Here is a 24,085-nt window from a genome sequence, read left to right as displayed (position 1 = left end):
TACCTTTACATTCAAAGAACTTGTGACGATCACCGAAGGTCATGTTATAATGCGCGATCTTAACCCGGGACGATCCCGGCAAAACAAGTCCTTTTTAAATTCCGCCCCATGTTAAAGAAATACATAACCCTTTTGCTTATAGCTTTTGCTGGCTTTGGTTTGAATGCGCAATGCCCGCCGGGGGATGTCACCCTCAGCTCACAGGCGGAGGTAGATGCCTTTGTGGCTGACTATCCTGACTGTACGGAAATAGCGGGAAGTATGCTAATTGGCAGCTTGTCTGACCCTATCGACATAACCGACATTTCTGGTCTTAGCAATCTTGCTTCCATCGGCGGAAACCTTGATATCTTAAACAACGATAGCATAACGAGCCTGGCTGGATTGGAACACCTCATCTCAATCGGTGGAGACCTATCAATTAAATATCACTCTGGCTTAACGAGTTTGACCGGATTGGAACAGCTCACCTCCATCGGCGGAAGCCTCTTTATTGAATCCAACGCTGGCTTACCGAGTTTTGCAGGGTTGGGTCAGCTCACCTCAATCGGTGGAGACCTATCAATTAAATATAACTCTGGCTTAACGAGTTTGACCGGATTGGAACAGCTCACCTCCATCGGCGAAGAACTTCATATTCGCTTCAACGCTGGCTTAACGAGTTTTGCAGGACTGGAACAACTCACCTCCATCGGCGGAAATCTCAGGGTATTCAACAACCATAGTATTTCGAGTTTGGAAGGGTTGAACCAGCTTGCCTCTATCGGCGGAAACCTTTCTATTGGCTTCAATCAAGGCATAACCAGTTTGATGGGATTGGACCAACTCACCTCAATCGGCGGAGACATTGTTATTGAATACAATAATAGTTTAACGAGTTTGATGGGATTGGACCAACTCACTTCCACTAACAGCAGACTTAGCATTTACAAGAACCATAACTTAATAAGTTTGGCAGGATTGGAACAGCTCAACGCTGTTGGTGGAAGACTCGTTATTTTCGATAACCCTGCCTTAACCAATTTAGCAGGATTGGAACAGCTCACATCCATCGATGGAGGTTTTACCATAGGACACAACGATAGCTTAATGAATTTGACAGGATTAGACCAACTAAATTTCATCGGTGGATATCTTGATATTGAATTCAACCACGGCCTAACCAACCTAACAGGATTAGAACAGCTCACCTCAATCGGTGGAGAACTGTCTATTTGGTACAACCATGGTCTAATCAGTTTAAAAGGATTAGAGAATCTAAATGCGGCAACAATCGCCGATCTCAGAATTGAAGAAAACCTGGAGCTATCTATTTGCGCTATAGAGAGTATTTGTGATTACCTGGGCGTAGAGACGAATACAGCTAATATAAGTGGCAATGCAACGGGCTGTGCCACACAAGAGGAAGTAGAAACGGCATGTATGGTCTCTGCCACGGATATATCCCAAGCCAATATCAAGCTATTCCCAAACCCGACCAACGGGATGCTACAGCTGCGCAATATTACTGCCAAAGAAGTGGTGGTCTACACTGCTCAGGGGCAGCGCATCGCTCGCTACGACAACCCTGGGCAGGAACTGGACCTGAGTACTATGCCAGCTGGCGTGTATCATCTTCACCTGATTACGGCGGATGCTGTTCATGCAGCGAGGGTGGTGAAGCGGTAAAGAAATAGAAACTGAGAAGATGAAATTTTCATTTTGACAATTATCCACGAAACCTCCAGAAAACGGGTCGCATGCTAAAATACTGTTTTACATTTTTACTTTCCGCTTTTGCTTGTTGTGGCCTAAATGCACAATGCCCGCCGGGCGATGTCATCCTCAGCTCCCAGGCGGAGGTAGATGCCTTTGTGGCTGACTATCCGGACTGTACGGAAATAGCGGGAAGTATGCTAATTGGCAGCTTGTCTGACCCTACCGACATTACCGACATTTCCGGTCTTAGCAACCTTACTTCCATCGGCGGAAATCTTGATTTGTTAGACAACGATAGCATATCAAGCCTGGCTGGGTTGGAGCTACTTGTTTCCATTGATGGAGATCTTAACATTAAATCTAACGCTATCTTAACCAGTCTATCTGGGTTTAACCAGCTTACCTCGATTAATGGAGTCTTTTCGATTATCGGCAACACTCATTTAATGAGTTTGTCAGGGTTGGAACAGCTCACTTTCATCGGTGGAGACCTTTTGATTAGCGGCAACCCTGACTTAACGAATTTAACTGGGTTTGACCAGCTAAACTCCATTCACGGAGATCTTGAGATTTCTGGTAACCCTAATTTAACGAGTTTGACAGGGTTGATCCAGCTAACTCTCATCGGTGGAGACCTTTATATCCGTTTCAACAGTGTTCTAACGAGTTTGACGGAATTGGAACAGCTTACCTCCATCGGCGGATTCCTTGTAATTAGCGGCAACACTGAATTAATGAGTTTGGCGGGATTGAAAAACCTTGATGCGACAACGATTGACAACCTTTTCATGTCATCAAATTACCAGCTATCTTCCTGCGCTATAGAGAGCATTTGTAATTATCTGAGCTTGGAGACGAATTCGGCCAATATAAGTGGCAATGCAACGGGCTGCGCCACACGAGAGGAAGTGGAAACGGCATGCATGGTCTCTGCCACCGAAATATCCCAAGCCAATATCAAGCTATTCCCAAACCCCACTAATGGGATGCTGCAGCTGCGCAACATTACAGCCAAAGAAGTGGTGGTCTACACTGCTCAGGGGCAGCGCATCGCTCGCTACGACAACCCCGGGCAGGAACTGGATTTGAGTGCATTGCCCGCCGGGGTATATCATCTTCACCTGATTACGGCGGATGCTGTTCATGCAGCGAGGGTGGTGAAGCAATAGCGCAGGAATCACTCTTTTTCCCTGAAGTCTAGATAAATAGTGCCGTTCAAAAAGAAATGAGGCCGATCCCGGTTGGCAAAAAACTCATTGGCATAGCTTTGCGGCCCCAGATTTTCCGGTTGCTTGAATTTGGTGCCGATGGGGCTTATCGCGTGAAGTATGGAGATGTTTTTGCCGGGGAATTTGCCATCTGTGTTGGTGTTGTAAGCGCCCTCAGGCTCATCTGGGGTGAAAAGGTGGAGGAATAAATTGTTCGAGGCGATCATCAAAGTAAAGGGTTGGTCTTTAGTTTGAATTTCCGCCCAATAGACTTCATCGTGGTAGCCTTTGAATTCCGGATAGTTCCAGCTTTCCCCGGTTACCGTATTGTTGTAGGCTTTCTCCCAGACCCCGAACTGCAGACCTTTCCTGCGGTTTTTCCAAACGCGGTAGGGGCCTCTGCCCAAATACTTCACTCCGGTTACCTGATCTTCGGGGTAATCAAAGCTTACCCCAAGGAAATCGTAGGTGCCATTTCCTGGAAGATAGGCGTAGCCGATTTGGAGGAGACCGCTGCCCAGCATCCTGTAAACCACCTTTCTTAAAACGCCTTCAAATTCAGCCTCAATGACATAGTCGTTGCCATCGGAATAGTGCTTGATGGATTTGAAGGTGGAGGCACCGATGAGGGTATCGGGTAAGGGGCCTCCTGAGAAGGGAAAATTGCCTTTTTCGTTGGTCACGGTCTCGATCAGACCGCTTGCCAGCCCAATGCCAATTTCCACTCCAGCAGCAGAGGTAAGAATGTTGCCATTGTCTTCTTTTGCGATTGCTTTATTGGTGGCAGTAGGGGGGAGGAGGGTTTCGACGATTTGCGCTTCCGTTTGCAAGGCCCAGGACCAGGTGAAGATTTCCCTGTCGTGCGGGTCCGTTGCGGTGAGCAGCAATCCTTGGTATTGCCGCCAGTTATCAGGAAGGCCTAATTCCAATTTATCCCATTCCCACGGTTCGATGTTTCCTGCTGTGATTTCCTTCTCCTGCCGGATAATCGGGGCTATCTCCGTTGCACCTGCTGCCGGGAAATCCACCAACTGCCACTTAAATTGGCATTGGCTGAGATTGGTATAATGGAAGCGGTTGTGGACAGGAATGACGCCATCAAACGAGGCCGGTATGTGCTGAATATCCAGGTACACCGGCGACCAAATCTCCTTAATCGTAAAGAAACTCGCTTCCTTTTCCCGATAGGGCCCTACGATGCCGTCCGGTGCGTTACTGCGTTGACAGTCGAGTTCGCCATCCCGGTCGGAGCGTTGCACACATTCGTCCACCAAGGCCCAGAGAAAGCCACCTGCCGATAGGGGATGGTCTACCATCGCTTTCCAAAAATCATCAAGCCCGGCCCCGTGCCCGCCATCGTACAATCCGTGGAGGAACTCTGTAGGAAAGAAGACGTCGTCTCCATGGAATAAGCCATCGGCACAACAGCCAAAGCTTTTGTAATGCTGTGTATCGGTGTCCCGGAATTTCGCCCAGGGATGGATTACTGGCCTTTTTTGCGGGTCATAAAGATGGAAGTCATCATCGAGCGCAAAGTTATTGCCGCCTTCGTTGCCATTGTCCCAAATCACGACGGACGGATGGTTGACATCCCGTGTGACTAATTCCTTTACGAGCTGACGGCCCACTACGGTATCATAAGCTGTCTGCCAGCCGGCCAGCTCATGCAGCACAAATAAGCCGAGTGAATCGCATACTTCCAGAAAGTGCTTGTCTGGTGGGTAGTGCGCCATTCTTACGGCGTTCATATTCATGTCCTTGATGAGGTTGACATCGTCCACGCTGATCTGAAAGCTTGTTGTCCTGCCAGACTCGGGCCAGAAACTATGGCGGTTCACACCTTTAAACCTGATTTTTTGCCCATTTACATAGAATCCATCGTGGGGGCGGAGTTCTACCGTTCTGAAGCCGAAGGTCTCCGTAACCGTGTGCAGAGGTATCCCTTTAGCCATCAGGCTGAACTTCACTTGATAGCGATTGGGGAATTCCGGCGACCAGGTTTTTACGCCACTAAGCTTTTGGGAAACCACGACCATATCCATGCTTTTCTCAGTAGGAGAGGAGAAGGCGTTTCCTACCGGGTTGCCGTCCATATCTGTCACCTGTGCTTCCACGGCATCTGCTTTAGGTGTATTGCTTAGGTAAACATTAGCCCTGAATGAGCCGTCCGCTTTGGCATCAATCGCTGTCCACTCAATGTGCGCCTGAGGTTTAGCCTCCAGGTAGACGGGCCGGTAAATACCCCCAAAAACCCAGTAATCGGCTTCCCGTTCTGCAGTATTGACAGAGGGGTTGTCCGACCAGTTTTTCACCACAACTTCCAGTTCGTTTTCAGCCCCATACTTCAGCAGGTTGGAGATATCATATTTGAACCGGTAGAAACTGCCCTGATGCGTAGGGCCAGCAGATTTGCCATTAATGAACACCTTGGTATCCGTCATAACCCCCTCAAAAACAATATGTACAGATTTATCTTTCCAGGAGGCAGGCACGGTAAATTTATGCCGGTAAGTTCCGGTTTCGTTAGACTCCGGCTGCTTACCACGGCCATAATTGTACACCCCGAACCCTTCAGTTTCCCAGTTAGAGGGCACAGGAATTGTAGTCCATTTCCCGCTGTTCATACCGCGGTCAATATGGAAGTCCCATTCAATCGTACGGTCTTTATCTACACCCGAAAGATACTGTATTTCAGTGGATTGTGCTATAGATTCAAATGTGCATCCCAGGATAAAACAGGTGAAAAAGAGAAGTGGCAGGAGGGTGGTATTGGATCTCATACTCAGTCGATATTGGTGTAATTTGAGAGGGAAATCTGATAATTATAGTTTGTAAGCGACCTGCGGAAAGCAGATTCGCACTAAATAGATAACACTGACGGATGTATTATGTAACCTACAATGTCATTCCACAATGTTTTATTGTAGTCAAAATAAAGCAAATCAGGGTAGGAGTAAACAAATTGTTTATGCTGAATAAGAAAAAACGGGTTGCATTTTAAGCGCGTTTTTTAATTCAGGCAAGTCATGTTAATTGAGCCTGGAATTTACGCGAAATCACTTAGTTTGATTTTTTGGCGCAAATTGACATCTCAGCCGATGGACAAGCTGGAGACATGCAGAGAGGTCTGTACAGTAAATTTAAGCAAAGCTCTATGGACAACTTATCTAATGCAGAAGACAGTAAGCTCTGATGTTCAGGGGCATCATACTTCCACAGCTTGGTTTCAAAGCACTGTAGACGGCTTTAAGCCACTATTTTTCGCTTATATTTTACCCTATAATTTATATTATGTTAAATAAGGTTTTGAAAAAGCGGAATCCCTGTTCTATTTCTTCCTCAGCTCCACAATCTACTCTGCCACATATTTTTTATCTTTTCGCATTATTTCAAAACAAAAACCATCACCTATGCAAGACCGGCGTAAATTTTTGAAGCAATCTACCAAGGCAGCTGTAGCAGCAGCGCTACTCCCCTACTATGGCTGTAGCAGCGAATCGGCAAATGGGGCAACAGGAAACGAGGATGCTGCAGCAGCGGCGGAGAAAATGGCAGAAACAGGCCATAAGCTCGATAAATTCGGCATACAGCTTTGGACCCTTCGTGATATCATTGCCGAAGACCCTAAAGGCGTACTGAAAGCGCTCTCTGAATTCGGCTACAAACAAATTGAAAGCTACGAAGGCAAAGACGGCATCTTCTGGGGCATGACTAATACGGAGTACAAAGCCTATCTGGATGAACTGGGCATGGACGCCATTTCCTCTCACTGCGACATCAACAAAGATTTTGAGCAAAAAGCACAGCAGGCCGGAGAAATCGGAATGCCTTATCTGATTTGCCCTTACATCGGGATGAAAGAGTCACTCGATGATTACAAGCGCGTAGTAGACCAATTCAATGAATGTGGCGCTATTGCCAAGAAATATGGCCTCCGGTTTGGCTACCACAACCATGATTATTCCTTTCAGGAGCTGGAAGGACAGATCATACAGGATTACATGATGGAAAATACGGATCCTGATACTGTAGACTTTGAAATGGATATTTACTGGGTAGTAACCGGTGGTGCGGATCCAATAGAATATTTGGAGAAATACCCCGGCCGCTTTAAGCTGTCTCACGTCAAAGACCGGATGAAGGATGTGCCTGCTGAAGAGCGCGCGGCTTCCTGCGTCCTTGGCAACGGCACTATCGATTATCCAAAAATTTTGGATGTCGCTGAGAAGCAAGGCATGGCTTATTACATCGTAGAACAGGAACGCTACGATGAGTGTGCACCGATAGATTGCGCCAAAGCGGATGCAGACTACCTGAAGGAGATAAAAATCTAAACACTGGATGAAGCTATTGAGCAGAACTGCGGTGGGCCGGGAAACGGCCCACCCTATTCGTGTCCTTCAGTTTGGAGGCGGTAATTTTTTGCGTGCTTTCGCAGACTACCTGATTCAAATCCTGAACGAGGAGACGGCTTTTGATGGTGGTGTAGCTTTGGTGAAACCTACGGCTCGTGGTGACTACGCAAGCCTTCGTCAGCAAGGCGGGCTCTTTCATGTACTGACGCAAGGCATACAAAATGGGCAACCGGTCCGAGAGATCAAACGGGTGGAATGCATACAGCAAATCATACACCCGTACCAAAACTGGGCAGCTTATATGTCTTCTGCTACCCTGCCTGAAGTTCGCTTCGTGCTTTCCAACACTACTGAAGCCGGCATTACCTTCCGCGAAGAACCTATGCCCACAGATGCTCCTGCAAAAGAATTCCCCGGCAAGCTCACGCAATGGCTGTTCCATCGCTTTCAGCACTTTGAAGGTTCGAAGGACAAAGGGCTGATCTTTTTACCCTGTGAATTAATCGAGCAAAACGGGCAGGAACTGAAGCATTGCATCCTGAAGTACAGTAAGCATTGGAACCTTGACGCGTCTTTCGAGTCCTGGATTGAAGACCACAATACTTTCTGTAACACCCTCGTGGACCGGATCGTCCCGGGCGCACCGGCTAATGCAGCAGGTATTTGGTCGGAAACCGGATGGGAAGACCGCGAATTGGTCACCGCCGAGCCCTACCTCCTTTGGGCTATAGAAGCTGCTGAGCAGGTGAAGCGGGAACTCCCCTTTGACCAAACCCGGCAAAATGTTGTCTTCACGGATGATTTGGACCGCTTCCGCACGCTCAAAGTCAGGTTGCTGAACGGCGCGCATACCGCTATGGTGCCTATCGGCCTGACAAACGGTGTACAGACTGTGCGTGAATTTGTAGAGCATCCACAATGGGGCGCCTGGCTTACCGATTTGCTTCAAAAGGAAATCGCCCCTACCCTGCCGTTTGGCATTCAGGAAACAAAGAATTACATTGTGGCCATCCTTGACCGCTTCCGAAACCCCTATATTCATCACAAATTATCAGACATCGCGCTGAACAGCACTTCCAAATTCAGGGTCAGATTACTGCCAACTGCCATAGCCTATCATCAAAAAATGAATACATTGCCTGAGCATATTGCCCAGTCCCTGGCAGCGCTTATCCTGTTGTACAAAGGCGATATTGCGGGTTTGCCCAGAGACAGCGAAGAGACCGTCAACTTCTTTGAGGCGTGCTGGGCATTGGAAACACCGGATTTTATAGTGAATAAAGTATTGTCTAACAAAGGTTTATGGGGAGAGGATATCCGGTTCTTATCAGCAAGCGTACACCAATATTTACGGTCGATGCAGGACTAATTTTTCCGGTAAACGCCGTAGATAAAGTCGCTTTTATGGTCTTCCAGATAGGCATCTTCCGCAGCAAAAATTCGTTGCAGTACCCGTTCTGATTCCGGATGAGTATCAACAAAATGGTGCGCAATATCCTTAAGCACAAGCATCAGCAGGTTGCCCCCGTAAGGGCGTTCTTCCACCACCTCAAAATGCCGGTGCAGAGTCGGGATAATTGATTCTGAATCAACGCACTCTGAAGGGTCTGCCAGGATCATCCGCCAAAGCCCCGGTCCGGAAACCCACCGCTTAAGTATATCAGTTTTGAAGCGGCGGCGGTAAGCCTCCGGGATGAGCTGCAGCGCTTCATTGATCGCCCGGATTTGAGCCTTAGGATACTGCAACCGGTTAGGGCCTGCGTACTCGTTTATCAAAACGAGCCCGCCCTGCTTTAAGGTGGTTTGCACTTTGGTCTGTAAGAGGTCTTCTACTGCTTCAAAGTGATGAAGTGAGGCGTGAAAGAACACCACATCGTAGGTTTCCTCAGGCCAATCCATTTTATACAGGTCCACTTCCCGGAATTCCATATTGGCAAGCCCAAGCTCCCGGGCTTTGGCTGCTGCCGCCTTTAGCAAATTGCCGGCAATGTCCACACAAACCACCTGACTGAAGTGCGGGCTTTGAGCAAATACCATTTCGTGGCTGCAAATCCCTGATCCTATAGAAAGCATGCGCAGCCCTGTCTTTCCGTTTAGGTGCTGCTGCATAAAATAAGGCTCATAGGGCAATTCCGGCTGCCCTGTAATAAGGCTATTCCAGCGTTGCCGGACGGCAGGGACAATCCACCAATTGGCCGCCTGCAGCCCTAAATCATCAAAGGCACTGCGCGTACGGTCCCGGGCTGCCCAGGAAAACTTGGAAGCTAAAAAGGCTAGCCCCCGCTGATGTAGCTTGGAGTAGGCTTCTGAAAAATCGTCGGTAGTGATATACGGCATTTAATCGATAACTAAAAGATTTACAACCAGCAATAGTCCGTGGGGAAAATGACGCATAGCCATAAAAAAGGGGAAAGTTGTAATTTGGGAGTTCCTACACACTCAAACCAACTTTGCCCCTATGAGCGTCAAAGCACTCACAGAACAAATATTACGAAAAATTTCTACAAATAACCGTTGGCAATACCGATTTATGCTGCACTTGTTTCCATTATGGCTAGCCGTGCGAGGCCGGTACAACTTCACCAACCTTTCGCGCTGGGGCGAATACGGGGAAGATACCTACCGTCAGAACTTCGCCCGCCCCTTCGGTTGGCTGGAGTTCAATGCTGAGCTGGCTTCGCAGCAGCTTGGGCAGCACTTGGCTATTGCTTTTGACCCTTGCTTTGTACCAAAGAGCGGCAAGCATGCAGCGGGCATAGGCTACTTCTGCTCTGGCTGCGCTGGCCGCGAGCTGCGCGGCCTGGAGTTTTCGGGTATAGCTGCTGTGGACCTGGCGGACAAAGCAGCCCTCCATCTCGAAGCCGTCCAGACAGTAGGCCTGAAAGAGGGGGAATCGCAGCTTGCTTTCTATGCCCGTATCCTTTGTGAGCGCAAAGAAGCCCTGCTGAGGCTCTCCAGGTATGTCGCTGCGGATGCCTATTTCGCCAGGGAGCCTTTCGTGAATACGCTGCTTGGCGAAGGGTTCCATCTGATCACCCGCCTGCGAAAGGATGCAAGGCTGCGCTACCTTTATAATGGGCCAAGGCTGAAAAGAAGAAGGGGGCGCCCTAAAACATATGACGGGCGGATCAATCCTTACGCCCTGCGCGAAGACCATTTCACGCCATGCTAAAGTTGTCATCGTACATCACTTGGACAATCAGGGGCAAGTAAAATCCGCGAAGATTTATGCCTGCACCGATATGGGCATGGATGCCGCAGAGGTACTGCACGCTTATCAGTGCCGCTTTCAGATTGAGTTCCTGTACAGAGATGGCAAGCAACATGCAGGGCTGGCCCACTGCCAGGCACGCAGTCCGCAAAAGCTGTACTTCCATCTCAACACGGCCCTCACAGCCGTATCGCTTGCTAAAGCAGCATACTGCCTCAGCACCCCGCCGCAGGAACGCAAAGCGTTTTCTATGGCAGACGTTAAAACCCAGTATGCCAACGATTTATTGCTGGACCGATTTATTGCCACGTTCGGCATCGGCGCACAGCTTTCAAAAATTAATTCCATCCGCGAGCGCTTCAGGGCTATAGGCAAAATTGCCGCCTGATTTGCCACGGACTATTGAACCAGGGCAAACGCATTAAAATGAGAACATGCCACGGAACACGTAGCGGAACACGTTAAATTGGGTGGCGGCTGCCGAAATTGCATGTTCGAGGGACGAGTTTGCAATTTCTAGCGTTTTTGCTTCCTTTTTTGGCGATGAAAAAAAGAAGAGCCCAGCCGGCTTGAGGCGAGGAACAAGCTAAATCTTCCCTTCTAAAGGCTTGTATCGCCCATTTTAGTGGAAACTACGTTTGGTGCGTTTGCCCTATCCCCCGTGAGTAGGGGTATAAAAAGTAGTGAGGATTTGGCATCTTTAAGGTGCTTAATCAAAAAAAATGACAGACCTCACTACTGGATCAAAAATACAGAAGTTCTTTGAGCAAACCGTAATCAGCCGGATAGAAAATTGGCAAAAGCAGCTGTGTGACGGCGACCTTCATGGTTTTGAGTCGGAGCTGTCGGCCCAGCTTAGCGCACTCCACGACCAAGTCTGCGAAGTGGTTTTGCCGGCGGCGGCAGAGCAAGTATACGAAGGACTGGCATCTGTTGCCAAAGCAGCTGGCTGCCGTAAAATCACGAAACGCCTAATGCAGGTGCGGCTGTCGACCGGGAGTCATGCTGAAGTGTGCAGCCCATATGTCAAAGTACCTGCACCAGGTTATAATCAAAAGCGCCATTTGCTCTCGGGGCACTGGAATTTAATCGGCAGTGCCAGCCCTGCGCTGTATGACAAGGTAGGATTCTGCGCTGCACTATGCCCTTCTTACGACACTGGCCATGAGTTACTTACGAAGTTTGGTGTACAGCTTGGGCTTAGCTCCGTAAGAGAAATCAGCAACCGCTTGGCTCAAGCCTGCCATGCAGCAGGCGAAGCGGAATTGTCCATTCAAAGTGACGAATCCTTAGCGGGAAAGCGGGTGGTCATAGCGCTTGACGGCGGCCGCACGAGAACCCGTGAATACAACGGTAAGTATACGGAAGAAGGCTATGGGCAGTACGACACCGCTTGGCGCGAGCCGAAACTGTTTGTCATTGATACCCTGGACGAAGAAGGTAGGCTGGACCGCAGGACGCTGCCCATATACGGCTGCCGTTTCGACCAAAGGCACTTATTCAGTTTGCTAGGGAGCTATTTGTCAAGGCTGGCAATAAAGGAAGCCAAATCCGTCCAGCTATTGGGCGACGGAGCACCTTGGATATGGAACAACGTGCCAGCCTTGTTAAAGAGCTTGGGGGTCAGCGAGGATAAAATTATTGAAACCCTGGATGCCTATCATGGTACCGAATATGTCCACAAAATCGTAGAAATGATGAATAGCAGGGTAAGCGAAAAAGAAAAAACAAGCCTGCTAAAAAGGTTTTTGAATTGGTTTTGGGATGGGCAGGCGGGAAAGATTGCGCAATATTGCCGGAAAATATTCAAGTATTCAAATGAGCTGGCCGACCGGTATATGGCATATTTGGAAAAGCACGAAAACAGAATGCAATATGCTGACTGTAAGGAACATAACCTGATGTGCGGAAGTGGGATAGTAGAGTCCGGTGTCCGGCGTATTATTAACCTGCGATTCAAAAATACTTCGGCATTCTGGGATGCCCAGACAGTCGAAAAACTTTACTTCCTCAGGGCTGCAGTGCTCTCCAAAAGGTGGGATATTGTCATTCAAAACTTGGCTCGGTAGGGGGACAAATTACAACTGCGCCCTCCGTCATCCTGGGTACGCCATAGAATGGTGTGCGCTGATATTGCTGGTCTATGAGCTTCATCAAATAGAGGTTAAAGGCATCTTCCTCTTTAGGCTCATAATACTTTTTTGTTGCGGCTGACCTGGAGTAGCGCCGACTGTTTTACGCAGGCTAAGAGCGTGGTCTCTATCCAGTAGCTCCTGCCGTCTGCCCCTGGGCATCATGAGAGCTTTTTTTTAAGAAAATCCAGCTCTACTTGTAACTGCCCTATCTTAGCAAAAAGCCGGTCGGTATCAACACTGTCTTCCGTTTTGCCCTGCTTGTTAGCAGACTGCATGTAATGGGCGGCGTTATCTAAAAAGCCTGTCTTCCATCTAGAAATCTGATTCGGGTGAAGATCATATTCCTGAGATAATTCTGATATTGTCTGCCATTCCTTAAGAGCCGATAAGATGACTCTTAGTTTGAATTCTGCGCTAAATATTCTACGTTTCTTTTTCATAATCAGTGGCTAATTTACGGTTTTTACCAACTAACCCGGATTATTCACGGCATGGAGTTGAAATTAAATTTTAACTCCATGCCGCGCTGATTTTATCAAAACTACTCCTTGGCTCCCGGTTGGAATAGAATTAAATTTTCCTTCGCCAAGAATTTTTTCTCATTTTGCCGGAAAAAAGCCGAAAATGATGAGCCAAGGGCATAGCCTTCCCTCCAGGGCTTGCCCCCTGTAGAAAAAACCCCCTCCTTGTTGACACCTGGCTGGCGAGCCACTAACACTGCATCATCACTTCTCGGAACAGGTTCTGTTGGGAAAAGGCTCGCGAAAAACGAATGTGTATCCTGCGAACCGTTTCATGAACCTGGGCAGCTACTTTTAGCAGATATAGCCGGATAGACTGTACCGACCAGGCCCAGGCTTTGGCATGAGCCGTTTTTCGGATCAGTCCCCGTAAATTGCGCAACAACTCATAAGCCAGGCACGACAGCATAAGCCGGAAGAAGTTGGCACTGAAACGATGGCAACTGAGCCGGTCTGAAAAACACATGTTCTTCACTTCCTTGATCCGGTTTTCAGAGGCCTCTCCGCGTTGCACATAAAAATCTTTGTATAGCTCTTCGGCATCGTCGTCGGCAAAGTTGCTAACGATAAAACGCAGATTCATGCCTTTGCCCGTCGATTCAATTTTGGCATATACTTGCTGAGGGTTATCCCAGGAATCAGCCTGGTAACTGAAGGGCCCTACAAACTTTTGATGCCGGGCCCCCTTTTGCCCATAGTGCTTATTGACCCAGTCATAAGATTTCCGGACCGCCGCTTTCAGGCGGGGGTTAGATGTAAGGCCAATGCAAAAATCAAGGTCTTGCTCCTCCACTACCTCATAAAAACCAGGGCAGGAAAAGCCGCCATCAGCCCGGACGATGATTTGAATATCCCCAAAGCGCTGGCGGATTTTCCTGGCGATTACCCGCAAAAACCTGTCATTCCATTTATTGGAGTGTACGTTGCCGGGGCGCAATACCGGCAGGATGATTTGCCCCGTTTCCCCATCTATATAAAACAGCTCATTGAGCATCCACTGCCAGTAGTAGCCGTGAAACAAACTGCCCTGCTGATCTCCATGGGTAGGGTCGTCGGTACAATCCACATCAATGATCACATACTCTTTATCAGTGGGCAAACTAGCCACATACCGGTCAACCCACCACTCAGCCAGCCGGTACACGGCGCCCATGTTCAGGCTGTTTTCCAGGCGGCTCAGCGTTGGTTGAGAACACAAGCCGTTATCCATTAGAGCTTTCAGCAAGGGGTCTTCCTTGAGGTAATCTACATCATTACAATCTTCGTAACCGCAAGCCAGCAGCATTACCCGTTGCATTATCAGCTCTTCAACACTGTAAGTGATCAGCTCAGGGTCGCGCCGGTCGGGGACCTGCTCACTGAACGCTTTGATCAATTTTGATCTTCTCGCCAGTTTGTACAGAAGGCTAAAGCCTCCATCTGAGCTGGTTTCCTGGCCCGAAAAATCGAAGGTGTATTGTTTTTTATTCTGATAAAAAGCCGTATTTTTATTACTCATTTTTGGGTATGGAGTTTTTATATTTTTTGAAGCCTAAGCAACTCTAATATAAGAACTTATACCCTTTTTTTATGCCTTGCCGTGAATAATCCGGGCTAAGCCACTGGCTCGATTTTTGGGGGGTAAGCATAGAATTACAGTCACTGCTCATCCTCAATTTTCAACTTTTGAGTCAATAAAGCTGTGTAGTAAACCAATTTGTTTTCTACATATTTTAAGGTGCGCTACTTTTACAACAGGCTACGTTAAGGTTGTCATCGTACACTACCTGTACGAACAGAGGCAGGTTAAATCCGCAAAGATCAATGCTTGTACCGACACTACCATGGATCTAAAGCAGCATACCGCCGCCGGAACGCAAAGCGTTTTCTATGGCATACGTTAAAACCTAATATGCCAAAGATTTATTGCCACGTTTGGCATCTGCGTACAGCTTTCAAAAATTAATTCCATCCGCGAGCGCTTCAGGACTGTCTGCAAAATTGCCGCCTAATCCGCCTCGGAGTATTGTAAAGGAAAAATGACAATGTATATTTATTTTCCGTATCTTTAACATTTAAAAATGTCAATAGGAGATGCATTGAATCCATTATGTCTTCCAAAAAAGTTACATGTCGATTATGGCACTGGATCTAAACCCTGAAATAAATAAACGTACAAATCATTTTCTCGGAATAGGCATCGACGAGTATATACACTGTGAAAACCTTCATTGTGCTGTTAAAGACATCAAAGACTTCAGAGCCATTCTGGAAGAAAACTTTTATTTCGATGCGGTCAATATTTGTTTGCTCCTGGACGAAGAGGCCACGAGGCTAAATATCATCAAGGCTCTGGAGGGTTATGCAAAAAAGTTGACGAATGATGACAATCTGATCATTTATTTTGCGGGGCATGGCACAGTTTCCAGCAAACGAAATGGAAAAGGTTACTGGATTCCGGTAGATGGAGGAAAAGACTCTACGGGTATGTATTTGTCGAATTCCAGGATTAAAGAATTACTGGAGGAGATCAGTGCACATCATATTCTACTCATTTCAGACGCTTGTTTTTCTGCTTCTATTGCTTTTCGGAATTTGGACCATGGGAAAGATACTTTTGAGTCGCTTGACAGGAGGCCTTCACGCTGGGTAATTGCCTCGGGTCAACACGATGAGCCTGTAGTCGACAAAATAGGTGCCAACAGCCCTTTCGCGCGCGGACTACAAACATCATTATTAGATGCTGATGTGGTTAAAATAAATACTCAGCAGCTCGCTGATAAAATTTTCCATCACACGAATTCCCAAACTACCCAAACTCCAATTGCAAAAAGATTAAATGGGGATAAAGGCGGGCAATTCATTTTTGAGAAACGGATAAGCCCGAAAGACTACTGGCAACAAACAATTGCGGAAAATACATTAGATGCATATCGGAAATACCTGTCTCTTTTCCCGGAAACATCTTTTGCTGTAGAAGCTAGAGAGCAGATAAATAAAATGGAGGAAGCGATTGAATGGAAACAGGTTTTAGCCCTTAACAGCATAAATGCTTATAATGAATATCTTGTCAATTACCCTAATGGCAGATTTTATTCAGAAGCATTAAAGAGATTGCGCAGTAAAGAAGATGATGCAGCCTGGGCTTTGATACAGCGGACCGGGAAATTTTTCCTATTGCATCAGTATCGGGCTGATTTTCCGGATGGCAAATATACAGAGCAGGTGAACGAGATGCTTAAAGCCCAGTTAAGTGAATCAGACGAAGCTACCGCCACAAAGCCTAAAGAGTTGATCAAGATAGAAGGCGGTAGTTATTGGCGGGGCGGTGGTACGCATTTTAAGCGGTCACGACCTAAGCATCTGGTGCAAATAGACAGTTTTTTATGCGCACCATTTCTGGTCACTTTTGAGGAATATGACCGTTTTTGTCAAGAGCAGCAGCAGCCATTACCGGATGATAAAGGATGGGGGCGCGGGAACCGCCCGGCGATTCAGGTAAGCTGGTATCAGGCAATTCGTTACTGCAACTGGTTGAGCCAAAAGAGCGGTTTTGTACCTGTTTATACTTTAAACTCCAGAAAAGAGGTCATTTGGTCAACAAGCGCCAACGGTTATCGGCTGCTCACGGAAGCTGAGTGGGAATACGCTGCCCGGGGAGGGTTGAAAAGCAAAGGATACCCTTTCGCAGGAGGGAATCAGCTTAATGAGCTAGCTTGGTACGAGCATAATTCCAGTGGACAAACACAGCCTGTAGGCTTAAAGCAGCCTAATGAACTGGGGCTGTATGATATGAGCGGGAACTGCTACGAATGGGTGTACGATCGCTGGGAATATAGGCACTACAAGAATTTTGCTGATAAAGTAGCAATCAACCCAACCGGGCCTGAGGAAGGACCCCACAGAGTGGTCCGCGGCGGAGCATTCAATAGCGACGATGACTTCTGCCGCTCAATATATCGGGAGGACTACCATCCTGGACGAGGAAAAAAGAATATTGGCTTCCGGCTAGCCCGCACGGAATAAAGCAGGCATGCTAATGGACAAAGGAGTTGTTAATAGCCATGACTAGCAACTGACGAATTATCCCAGAAGCAAGTGCTACCAAAAACATGAAGCCTATGTACTTCCCCCACCCAACTCCCCAAAACCGGCGGTTGGATCTCAAGAAGACTAAACTAAAGTAAAGAAGCAAGAAGGAGAAAATCAGGAACAGTATCCCTGCAATTGTTGCTCCATCAGACCCAATTTGTGAATTAGCCGTCTTTTTTATAAACACCATTAGCATTAGAAACCACAATCCGGTGTAAATGATTATAAACCCTTGAGTCAGCGAGGCAAGCTTAAAAAACTTGGTAAAGGACCTTTTATTTTTTTCAGAACGGTTGAATATTTGGTAGGTCAGCCAGATGGTAACAAAAAACGGTACGACCAAAAGTAGCGTAGTCAGTATCGGGAAATCAACATATACCCCATTTTGGTACAAGCTGTCCACTAACTCCTGCCGCATATAGTTGTCTTCTTCAAAAATATTGGAAGCGAAAATGATAAGCCCCAGGTAAATCACTATGCTATAGCCAAAAAATCCGAAAGGGCTGACTTCTTCCTCCCCATCGGGCTGTTCAATCAAACGAAGTATTTTGGTAATAGGCTGGAAGTGAAGGTTAAAAAATGCCCTTGTATTGCGGGTAATCCCCGGAATAGGTATAGCCTTATCAAAGAAGTCTCCTACTACTGTATAAGTCAGTACAGTTGGTTTATGCGCTGGCTCACCGGGAAGTGGCGGAGACGGAAACGGTGGCTTTTTACGCTCGTCGCTTTCCTGTTGCTTTTTGTCAGTCCATGAGGTATCAGGGCGCGGTTTGGGAGGAGGCTGTGCCGGCTCGCGGTTCATTTTTTCAGTTCCCCTACCAGTTGGATTGCCTCTTAAGGAGGCAGCCTCCCCTCGCATTTGAGCAGTCTGCCTGTCTTCCTTTTTTAAAAGGCCTAGAACATGAGCCTCCCATTCCAGCTTTAATTTCCGGGCCAGCATTACCTCATCACCTTGCTGAAGGTGGAATTCAAGGTTTGGCGGTAGCAGCCTGCCATTCACAGCAGTTCCATTGCGGCTTCCTTTATCCATGATAGTACAAGAACCATCGGGGTAAATTCGGAGTACTGCATGATTCCGGCTTATAAGCTTCTTATCATTATTAAAGACTATTTGGGAGGCTTTAGACCGGCCTATGGTCAATTCATGCATGGCAGCGTTTTTATAACTTAGGGTTGAAGCTATTTCGAGTAATAAATGGCAGGGCAAATAGTTCTTCGCTTTCCTATCCGGTCACCAAATTAATCCCTATCACTCAAATTTCCAACTAAAAATGGGAGCTTTGTACTTAAACAGTGTCAAAACTTTCCCCTTTAGTGAAATATTTCTATATTGTGCGAGTGGACAGGTATAGTCTGACAACTTAGGATTTGTGAAAATCATGACGCCGCTATTTTTTTGGCTATCGAGTCAAAAAACGCAGGCATAGCCTAAGCTACGGCGAGGCTTTTTGGCGAAGAGAGGCAGAAAAAGAGCAAGTCAGGATTCGCAAATCTTGGGTTGTCAGACTATAAAAAGCTTTATTGGTCCTTTATAGGATTCCGTTTAAGATTGTCAAACCAGAACCCCTGTTAATCATGCGTTGTAATAATTGTGGCTGGCAGAACAAGTCTGAAAAAGTACGTTGCGAAAAATGCAACTATCCCCTGGATGGGTCTTTAAACGCCGGAGATGACAATAGTTCTCTTTCCCCTCCGGTTTCCAAGCCTTCTAATGACCCGGCAGCTAACCTTTCCTCAACGATTGCCGGCAGCCAGCCGAATATTGATCCCTGGGATGCTCCAAATAATGGTCCGATGGGTCAGCCCGAGCCTCGGCCGAATTCAAATGAACATCGCTCAGGGAGTAATGATTTCAGCCCTGAGGACAAAGGTGACTTTCAGCGTGTAAGTTTTCAGCGTGTAATTGAATCATTTGGTTCCAGGGTCGGCGATGGCGATGAAAACCTCTCTCCAAAGCCTATAAAAAGCCCCTCTCCCCCACCATTGGCCAACAATCTCTCCAAAACCTTTGACCCCAGCCGCATAGCAACTAATAACGGAGGGTTTCGTCTTAAACTGATAAACAAGGAAGGAGAAACCGTTGAACGGGAACTTGACTTCTCCGGAGAAACAGTAGAGCTCAACCGTGATAATGTAGACCCTGAAAACTTTAGCATTACAGGTAAAGTACAAGCGGTAATTGAGTTCATAGATGGCGACTGGTACTTGGTTGATAAAAGTAGTCTAAAGACGACTTATATACAAGCAAATTCACCTTTTAAGCTCAGCCACGGAGACATAATTTTATTAGGAGACCGAAAAATCATCTTCGAAGAGTAACAAAAGCATACCCCCCTCGTATTCAGTGAAAACCCTAGTTATACTACTGCAGAGTTGAACTTATGCATAAGGGGTCTCTGCGTTTAAAAACCCCTAACATTATGAGCCCTATGTTAGCTGATAGATTCGAGTTAAACAATGGTAGCCCACTCGGGCCTAACTATACCGTTCTTAACAAACTTGGAGAAGGTACCTACGGAATAGTCTATCGTGTGCGGTCGAACGACCAGCATGGTGCAGAGCGTGCCGCCAAAGTACTTAAGCTGTATAATAATCCGTCGAACGTCCGGGAGGACATTGCGCGCCGTTTTGAAAGAGAGTTTGAATGCGCACGGATCAAGTCCCCCCACCTCGTGGCCGCTACCGAGAAAGGAATGATTAAAGGGAACCCTTTCTTTGTAATGGAGTACTGCCCTAACGGTAGCGCCAAAAATTGGGTGGGCCGCAACAAGCCTTTTTCAGACATAGATCGTTTTGCCCAAGAGACCCTTTTAGGGCTCAAAGCCTTACATGAGAACGGCGTAATCCATCGGGATTTAAAACCGGATAATATTTTGTTGGACGCATTGGGCAATGCAAAGCTTACAGACTTCGGCATAGCAGGTTACCAAAACTCCCGCATGACCCGGGTAAATCTCTTTGGGCAGGCTAAAGACATCTTCGGTACTTACGCATACATCGCTCCGGAACAAGCTAATTCAAGAGTCGCTTACAAAGCACTCGGCCCAGCAGCCGACATGTGGTCTTTCGGAGTTACAATGTATGAGATTATTACCGGTTACCTTCCTTTCGGTGCTCTGGAAAAAGATGCGGACCTCGGCGAATATATGAAGCGGGCTTCGCAGGGTACTTACCCGCCCCTTAGCCGATATCGGGGGGATGTTCCTCCGAAATGGGAGGAGCTTATCCGGCAGTGCCTTGACCACGTTTACCGAAAACGGATCAGCAATGCGGAAGATGCGTTGAATATTCTTGGCTTTTCTGGCGTTGAAACTCCAGATAACACATTCGACTTTTACCGGGACATGTTTGGGCTGCAGGTTATGCATGGTGAAGAACCGGGGCGCATATATAATCTTTCCAGAGCAGTACCTGGTGGAGGCGGTGAAGCTACTCTTGGCTGGTTCGATGACGGTAATCCTTACACTAACACTTTGACAATTGTAGAGCGGCAAACAAAGTTTGTTTCCCGCTATCACGCAACTATTGTAAAAGACCCCATCAAGCAATGCTGGCTCATTAAAGATGGGCAGTTTAGAGAGAAAAATGGGATCCAAGCATGGCATCCCTCCACTAACGGTACCTTAGTGAACAGTGAATTTGCTGATCATAATGGTTTGCCAATTCTTCCGGGAGATATAATCACAGTGGGGGATACTACACTTAAGGTAGTGACGAGAAGCAGATACTAAAACCAGTGAAAAGGCGAGATCTAAATATTTTTAGCGTAAGCTTCCTTGATTTGCTCAGCGGTGCCCTTGCTGCGGTAATTATACTATTTATAGTAGTCCCCAAAATGACCGTAGAGGAGAAGGCTGCTGTTGAAACCATGGAAGAGCTGGAACTGGAAGCTGAAAAACTCGAGGAAATGGTAGAACAATTAGAAAACAGTGTAGATTCCTCTGTTTTTCAGCAAATACTACAACAGGTAGCCGTAATGCAAAATGCACTTGCTCAGTCCAGGGCTGAAGTGGCAGAAATGTCAGTACAGCTCGAGCGCTCACAGCGTCAGGTGGAAAACCTGGAACAAGATGTAGAGCGCTTAGAAAGCAGTTTGGAGGCCTACCGCAGAAGCGCAGAGGAGGCTAACCAGCGTGCAGAAGAGTATAGCAAGCTCTTTGGTATCGAAGCTGCTCTGGCAATTGTTTTCCAGTGGGAGGAGAATATGGACATCGACCTTTTTCTCTACAGTTATGAGTACGACGATTGGTGCTCTTACCATGCAGATGACCAGCCATTTGCAAGCCTTCTTAAAGATATACAAGAGGCTACGGACGAGAGCTATGAAATGATCTATCAAAAGGAAATTGTTCCTGGAAAATATGACTTATACATCAACATTTATGATAACAAGACCGCTGGCACCATTGCTAATCCGAGCGGTTATATCATCATGTTTCCGGGAACGGACGAGGAGGCGCGATTGGACCTTGGACAACTACGCCTGACTTATCAGTCAGGAAGCAATAGCGAGTATAGCAACGCAACCCTGGTACGAACCTTTACCATAACGGAAAACAGCATTAATTAGTCCATGAATAAACATTGGGAAAACCTGCTCATTGCTTTGGTACTAGCTTTAATTACAGCTTTCATCGTAGTAGCTGCAGGAAAAATAAGTGCCCCGGGCACTACCATGAACAGGATACTGCAAATTATGGGAAGTGGACTCCCCTCGGGTGTAGTGCAGTTTTTTACTTTCTTGCTCTTTTATTTCGGTCTGGCCGAAATATACAGTGCATCTAAAAAGATTGGAGACGAGGAGTTTGCCTATAGTCTTCATCTGCTACCCGAACGCGAACAGTATGTACTTAGCCCTAGAGATGTAAATGACATTAAGCTTGATGTAATGAAAAAAGAGGATGGTTACCGGAAATATGTGCTGACTGAGCTCATCAAAAAGGCGTGCACCAAGTATCGGGCCAATAAATCGACTTCCGAAGCCCTGGAAATCGTCACTGCTACAGTCCGGATCAATATGGCTAATTCCGAGAGTGAACAGTCAATGATCCGATACGTTGCCTGGGCCATACCCTCAGTAGGATTTATCGGTACCATAATCGGAATCGCCGGTTCTCTGGGCACTGTAAAGGCTAATATGGGTGAAGATGATATCGCTTTGGTCACTCAGGCTCTTTATGTAGCATTTGACACTACCCTGCTGTCGCTGGTACTCAGTATCGTACTGATGTTTGTGTTTCACGTAACTCAGGAGAAAATAGAAAAGTTTCATGCGAACATGGAATCCTATGTAATTGAAAACCTTATTAACCGTATTTACAAAAACTGATTTATGGAAGGCGGACGGGAAACCATAGTCAAGAATAAATTTAGCAAGTCCATTGGTTCCGGGATCAAATCACTGACCTCCGGAGGTAGGGACTTCTTTATTCTTGAGCACAAAACAAACTCTACCAATTTCAGGGCAGGGAGCCAAAAAGAGATTATAGTTGGCTATATCGAACTTGGGCGCGACCCAAACTGTGCCATCCGCTTTTCCGAACAGGAAAAAACAGTAAGCCGGCGACATGCTGCCATCAATAAAGAAGGGGACAATTATGTGCTGCTCAATTTATCCAATATCAACCCTACCCTACTTAACGGCCGCCCGGTAGCCAAAAAGTATTATTTGAATAGCGGCGATGAAATACAATTGTCTGTAGAAGGTCCCCGGCTGGGATTCATTGTACCTAGCAATAACAAGACCGGTTCCCTATCTATAGGCAAGCGTATGAGCCTTTTCCGCGAGCAGGCGCTACGTCCTTATAAACGGGCAATTGCCGGACTGGGGGTCGCACTGGCACTGGTGATGCTGGTAGGTGGTTACTTCCTTTTCCAGCTAAACCAGGAGAACAGAGGCCTGGAAACCGATTTAGAAGAAGCTAAAACATTGCTCGAAGATACCGTAGCTATCACTACCGAACGTGCCGACTCGCTGCAGCAAGTAAATGAGCAACTGGCAACCGAAAAAGAGGAAGCGCAACGCCGAGCCAACCGCCTTACCCGTCGATTACGCAATGCAGAAAGCGCTGCTCCTGCTGCTGGCTCTGCGGCGCCAGCCAGGCCGGGCAGCCAAACCGCTCAGCCTAACGATGTTAATAGTCTTTACAAAGATGTTTATTATGTGAAAGTCACTCAAGTGACAGTCAGGATGTCGGATGGCGAAGAACGAAGTACCAATGAGCTAAGCTGGACGGGTACCGGTTTTCTCACCAACGACAACCGCTTCGTGACCGCCCGGCATGTTATTGAGCCTTGGTTTTACCCAATCAACTCCGGCAGCGAAGGCGGTGCAGACGAAAACTTGCTGCTGATCAATATCCTGCTCCATAACTACGGAGCAACCATAGAAATGAAGATTGAAGCAATCTCTTCCTCCGGAGAAAAGTTGGTCTTCAGTTCTTCTGACTTCACCATCGACCGCACACAGGATAAACCGGAAGAAATCGAAATCGAAGACCAGCCTCACGTAGTGCGCCTGGCTATTGAAAGCCCGAATGATATTGCTTTCGCAAGGATCAATAAAGAAGGAGGGCTGTCGACTTCTCCGCAAATTGCCGCTAACTTGCAGGCTACTGAAAAGCTCTACCTTTTGGGCTATCCGCTGGGGTTTGGTGCTACGGACCTGAATGACATCTCCCCTATCTACAGCACGGCTACGGTGGCACGGTCCGGCTTGGAAGCGGGCAGCATTATCACCACAGATGGTAGTATTGAAAGCGGTAATTCAGGTGGGCCCGTATTTGTCAAGCGCAATGAATCCTATCAGGTTATTGGGGTAGTTTCCGGAGGATGGGGCGAAAATATTGGCAAAATTGTCCCAATTTCTCTAATTTACTGAACAAAC

At 47.1% G+C, this 24,085-nt stretch carries 18 protein-coding genes; 13 read left to right on the top strand and 5 right to left on the bottom strand.

Annotated features, from left to right (window positions below; genetic code table 11):
* The first annotated feature begins 108 nt into the window (after positions 1–108).
* Together IX84_RS23610 and IX84_RS23605 are read left to right on the top strand one after the other, a co-directional pair.
* Positions 109–1,668 carry a T9SS type A sorting domain-containing protein gene (locus IX84_RS23610; RefSeq protein WP_044226665.1) on the top strand — a complete coding sequence of 520 codons (1,560 nt, stop codon included), beginning with the start codon at positions 109–111 and terminating at the stop codon, positions 1,666–1,668.
* Positions 1,669–1,739: 71 nt separating this feature from the next.
* The gene (locus IX84_RS23605; RefSeq protein ID WP_044226662.1) at positions 1,740–2,867 is read left to right on the top strand and encodes a T9SS type A sorting domain-containing protein; all 1,128 of its coding nucleotides are present in this window, start codon (positions 1,740–1,742) and stop codon (positions 2,865–2,867) included.
* 8 nt (positions 2,868–2,875) lie between these two features.
* On the opposite strand, the gene IX84_RS23600 is transcribed toward IX84_RS23605, so the two are convergent.
* Entirely contained in the window at positions 2,876–5,686 is a 2,811-nt protein-coding gene (locus tag IX84_RS23600; RefSeq protein WP_044226659.1) for a glycoside hydrolase family 2, read from the bottom strand.
* 630 nt (positions 5,687–6,316) lie between these two features.
* On the opposite strand from IX84_RS23600, the gene IX84_RS23595 reads away from it, so the two are divergent.
* Positions 6,317–7,240, top strand: coding sequence for a sugar phosphate isomerase/epimerase family protein (locus IX84_RS23595; protein WP_044226655.1), 924 nt, complete (start codon positions 6,317–6,319; stop codon positions 7,238–7,240).
* A gap of 7 nt (positions 7,241–7,247) precedes the next feature.
* A complete protein-coding gene (locus tag IX84_RS23590; RefSeq protein ID WP_044226653.1) occupies positions 7,248–8,630 on the top strand; it encodes a tagaturonate reductase in 1,383 nt (460 codons plus the stop codon).
* On the opposite strand, the gene IX84_RS23585 is transcribed toward IX84_RS23590, so the two are convergent.
* A complete protein-coding gene (locus IX84_RS23585) occupies positions 8,627–9,598 on the bottom strand; it encodes a class I SAM-dependent methyltransferase (RefSeq protein ID WP_044226650.1) in 972 nt (323 codons plus the stop codon). The genes IX84_RS23590 and IX84_RS23585 overlap by 4 nt on opposite strands.
* Positions 9,599–9,791: 193 nt before the next feature.
* On the opposite strand from IX84_RS23585, the gene IX84_RS23580 reads away from it, so the two are divergent.
* From IX84_RS23580 to IX84_RS23570, 3 genes are all read left to right on the top strand, one after another.
* On the top strand, positions 9,792–10,433 hold the full coding sequence (locus tag IX84_RS23580; protein ID WP_160213904.1) for a transposase: 642 nt from the start codon (positions 9,792–9,794) through the stop codon (positions 10,431–10,433).
* The gene (locus IX84_RS23575; protein WP_152605210.1) at positions 10,378–10,860 is read left to right on the top strand and encodes a transposase; all 483 of its coding nucleotides are present in this window, start codon (positions 10,378–10,380) and stop codon (positions 10,858–10,860) included. The genes IX84_RS23580 and IX84_RS23575 overlap by 56 nt, the downstream gene beginning before the upstream one ends.
* A 586-nt stretch (positions 10,861–11,446) precedes the next feature.
* Positions 11,447–12,541, top strand: a complete 1,095-nt coding sequence (locus IX84_RS23570; RefSeq protein ID WP_152605209.1) for a hypothetical protein — start codon at positions 11,447–11,449, stop codon at positions 12,539–12,541.
* 224 nt (positions 12,542–12,765) lie between these two features.
* On the opposite strand, the gene IX84_RS23565 is transcribed toward IX84_RS23570, so the two are convergent.
* A complete protein-coding gene (locus IX84_RS23565; RefSeq protein ID WP_044226641.1) occupies positions 12,766–13,047 on the bottom strand; it encodes a transposase in 282 nt (93 codons plus the stop codon).
* A gap of 271 nt (positions 13,048–13,318) precedes the next feature.
* Positions 13,319–14,626: an IS1380 family transposase gene (locus IX84_RS23560; RefSeq protein WP_044223612.1), complete on the bottom strand. Its 1,308-nt coding sequence runs from the start codon at positions 14,624–14,626 to the stop codon at positions 13,319–13,321.
* A 620-nt stretch (positions 14,627–15,246) separates the two neighbouring features.
* Between IX84_RS23560 and IX84_RS31445 the strand changes: the two genes are divergently transcribed.
* Complete coding sequence (locus tag IX84_RS31445) at positions 15,247–17,133, top strand: SUMF1/EgtB/PvdO family nonheme iron enzyme (protein ID WP_052516339.1); 1,887 nt, start codon at positions 15,247–15,249, stop codon at positions 17,131–17,133.
* Between the two features lie 10 nt (positions 17,134–17,143).
* Here the strand turns inward: IX84_RS31445 and IX84_RS23550 are convergent, their stop codons facing one another.
* Positions 17,144–18,349: an FHA domain-containing protein gene (locus tag IX84_RS23550; protein WP_044226638.1), complete on the bottom strand. Its 1,206-nt coding sequence runs from the start codon at positions 18,347–18,349 to the stop codon at positions 17,144–17,146.
* A gap of 425 nt (positions 18,350–18,774) precedes the next feature.
* Here IX84_RS23550 and IX84_RS31440 point away from each other — a divergent pair, with 425 nt between their 5' ends.
* From IX84_RS31440 to IX84_RS23525, 5 genes are all read left to right on the top strand, one after another.
* The gene (locus IX84_RS31440) at positions 18,775–19,518 is read left to right on the top strand and encodes an FHA domain-containing protein (protein WP_052516338.1); all 744 of its coding nucleotides are present in this window, start codon (positions 18,775–18,777) and stop codon (positions 19,516–19,518) included.
* Between the two features lie 101 nt (positions 19,519–19,619).
* Positions 19,620–20,930, top strand: a complete 1,311-nt coding sequence (locus IX84_RS23540; protein WP_052516337.1) for a serine/threonine-protein kinase — start codon at positions 19,620–19,622, stop codon at positions 20,928–20,930.
* Positions 20,931–20,935: 5 nt separating this feature from the next.
* On the top strand, positions 20,936–21,769 hold the full coding sequence (locus IX84_RS23535) for a hypothetical protein (RefSeq protein ID WP_044226635.1): 834 nt from the start codon (positions 20,936–20,938) through the stop codon (positions 21,767–21,769).
* 3 nt (positions 21,770–21,772) lie between these two features.
* The gene (locus tag IX84_RS23530; protein ID WP_044226632.1) at positions 21,773–22,528 is read left to right on the top strand and encodes a MotA/TolQ/ExbB proton channel family protein; all 756 of its coding nucleotides are present in this window, start codon (positions 21,773–21,775) and stop codon (positions 22,526–22,528) included.
* 3 nt (positions 22,529–22,531) lie between these two features.
* Complete coding sequence (locus tag IX84_RS23525) at positions 22,532–24,079, top strand: FHA domain-containing protein (RefSeq protein ID WP_044226630.1); 1,548 nt, start codon at positions 22,532–22,534, stop codon at positions 24,077–24,079.
* Positions 24,080–24,085: the final 6 nt, after the last annotated feature.

The organism is Phaeodactylibacter xiamenensis (assembly GCF_000759025.1).
GTDB classification, from domain to species: domain Bacteria; phylum Bacteroidota; class Bacteroidia; order Chitinophagales; family Saprospiraceae; genus Phaeodactylibacter; species Phaeodactylibacter xiamenensis.
Note: the sequence above shows the minus strand (reverse complement) of the source record. Positions and strands in the feature narration are given on the sequence as shown.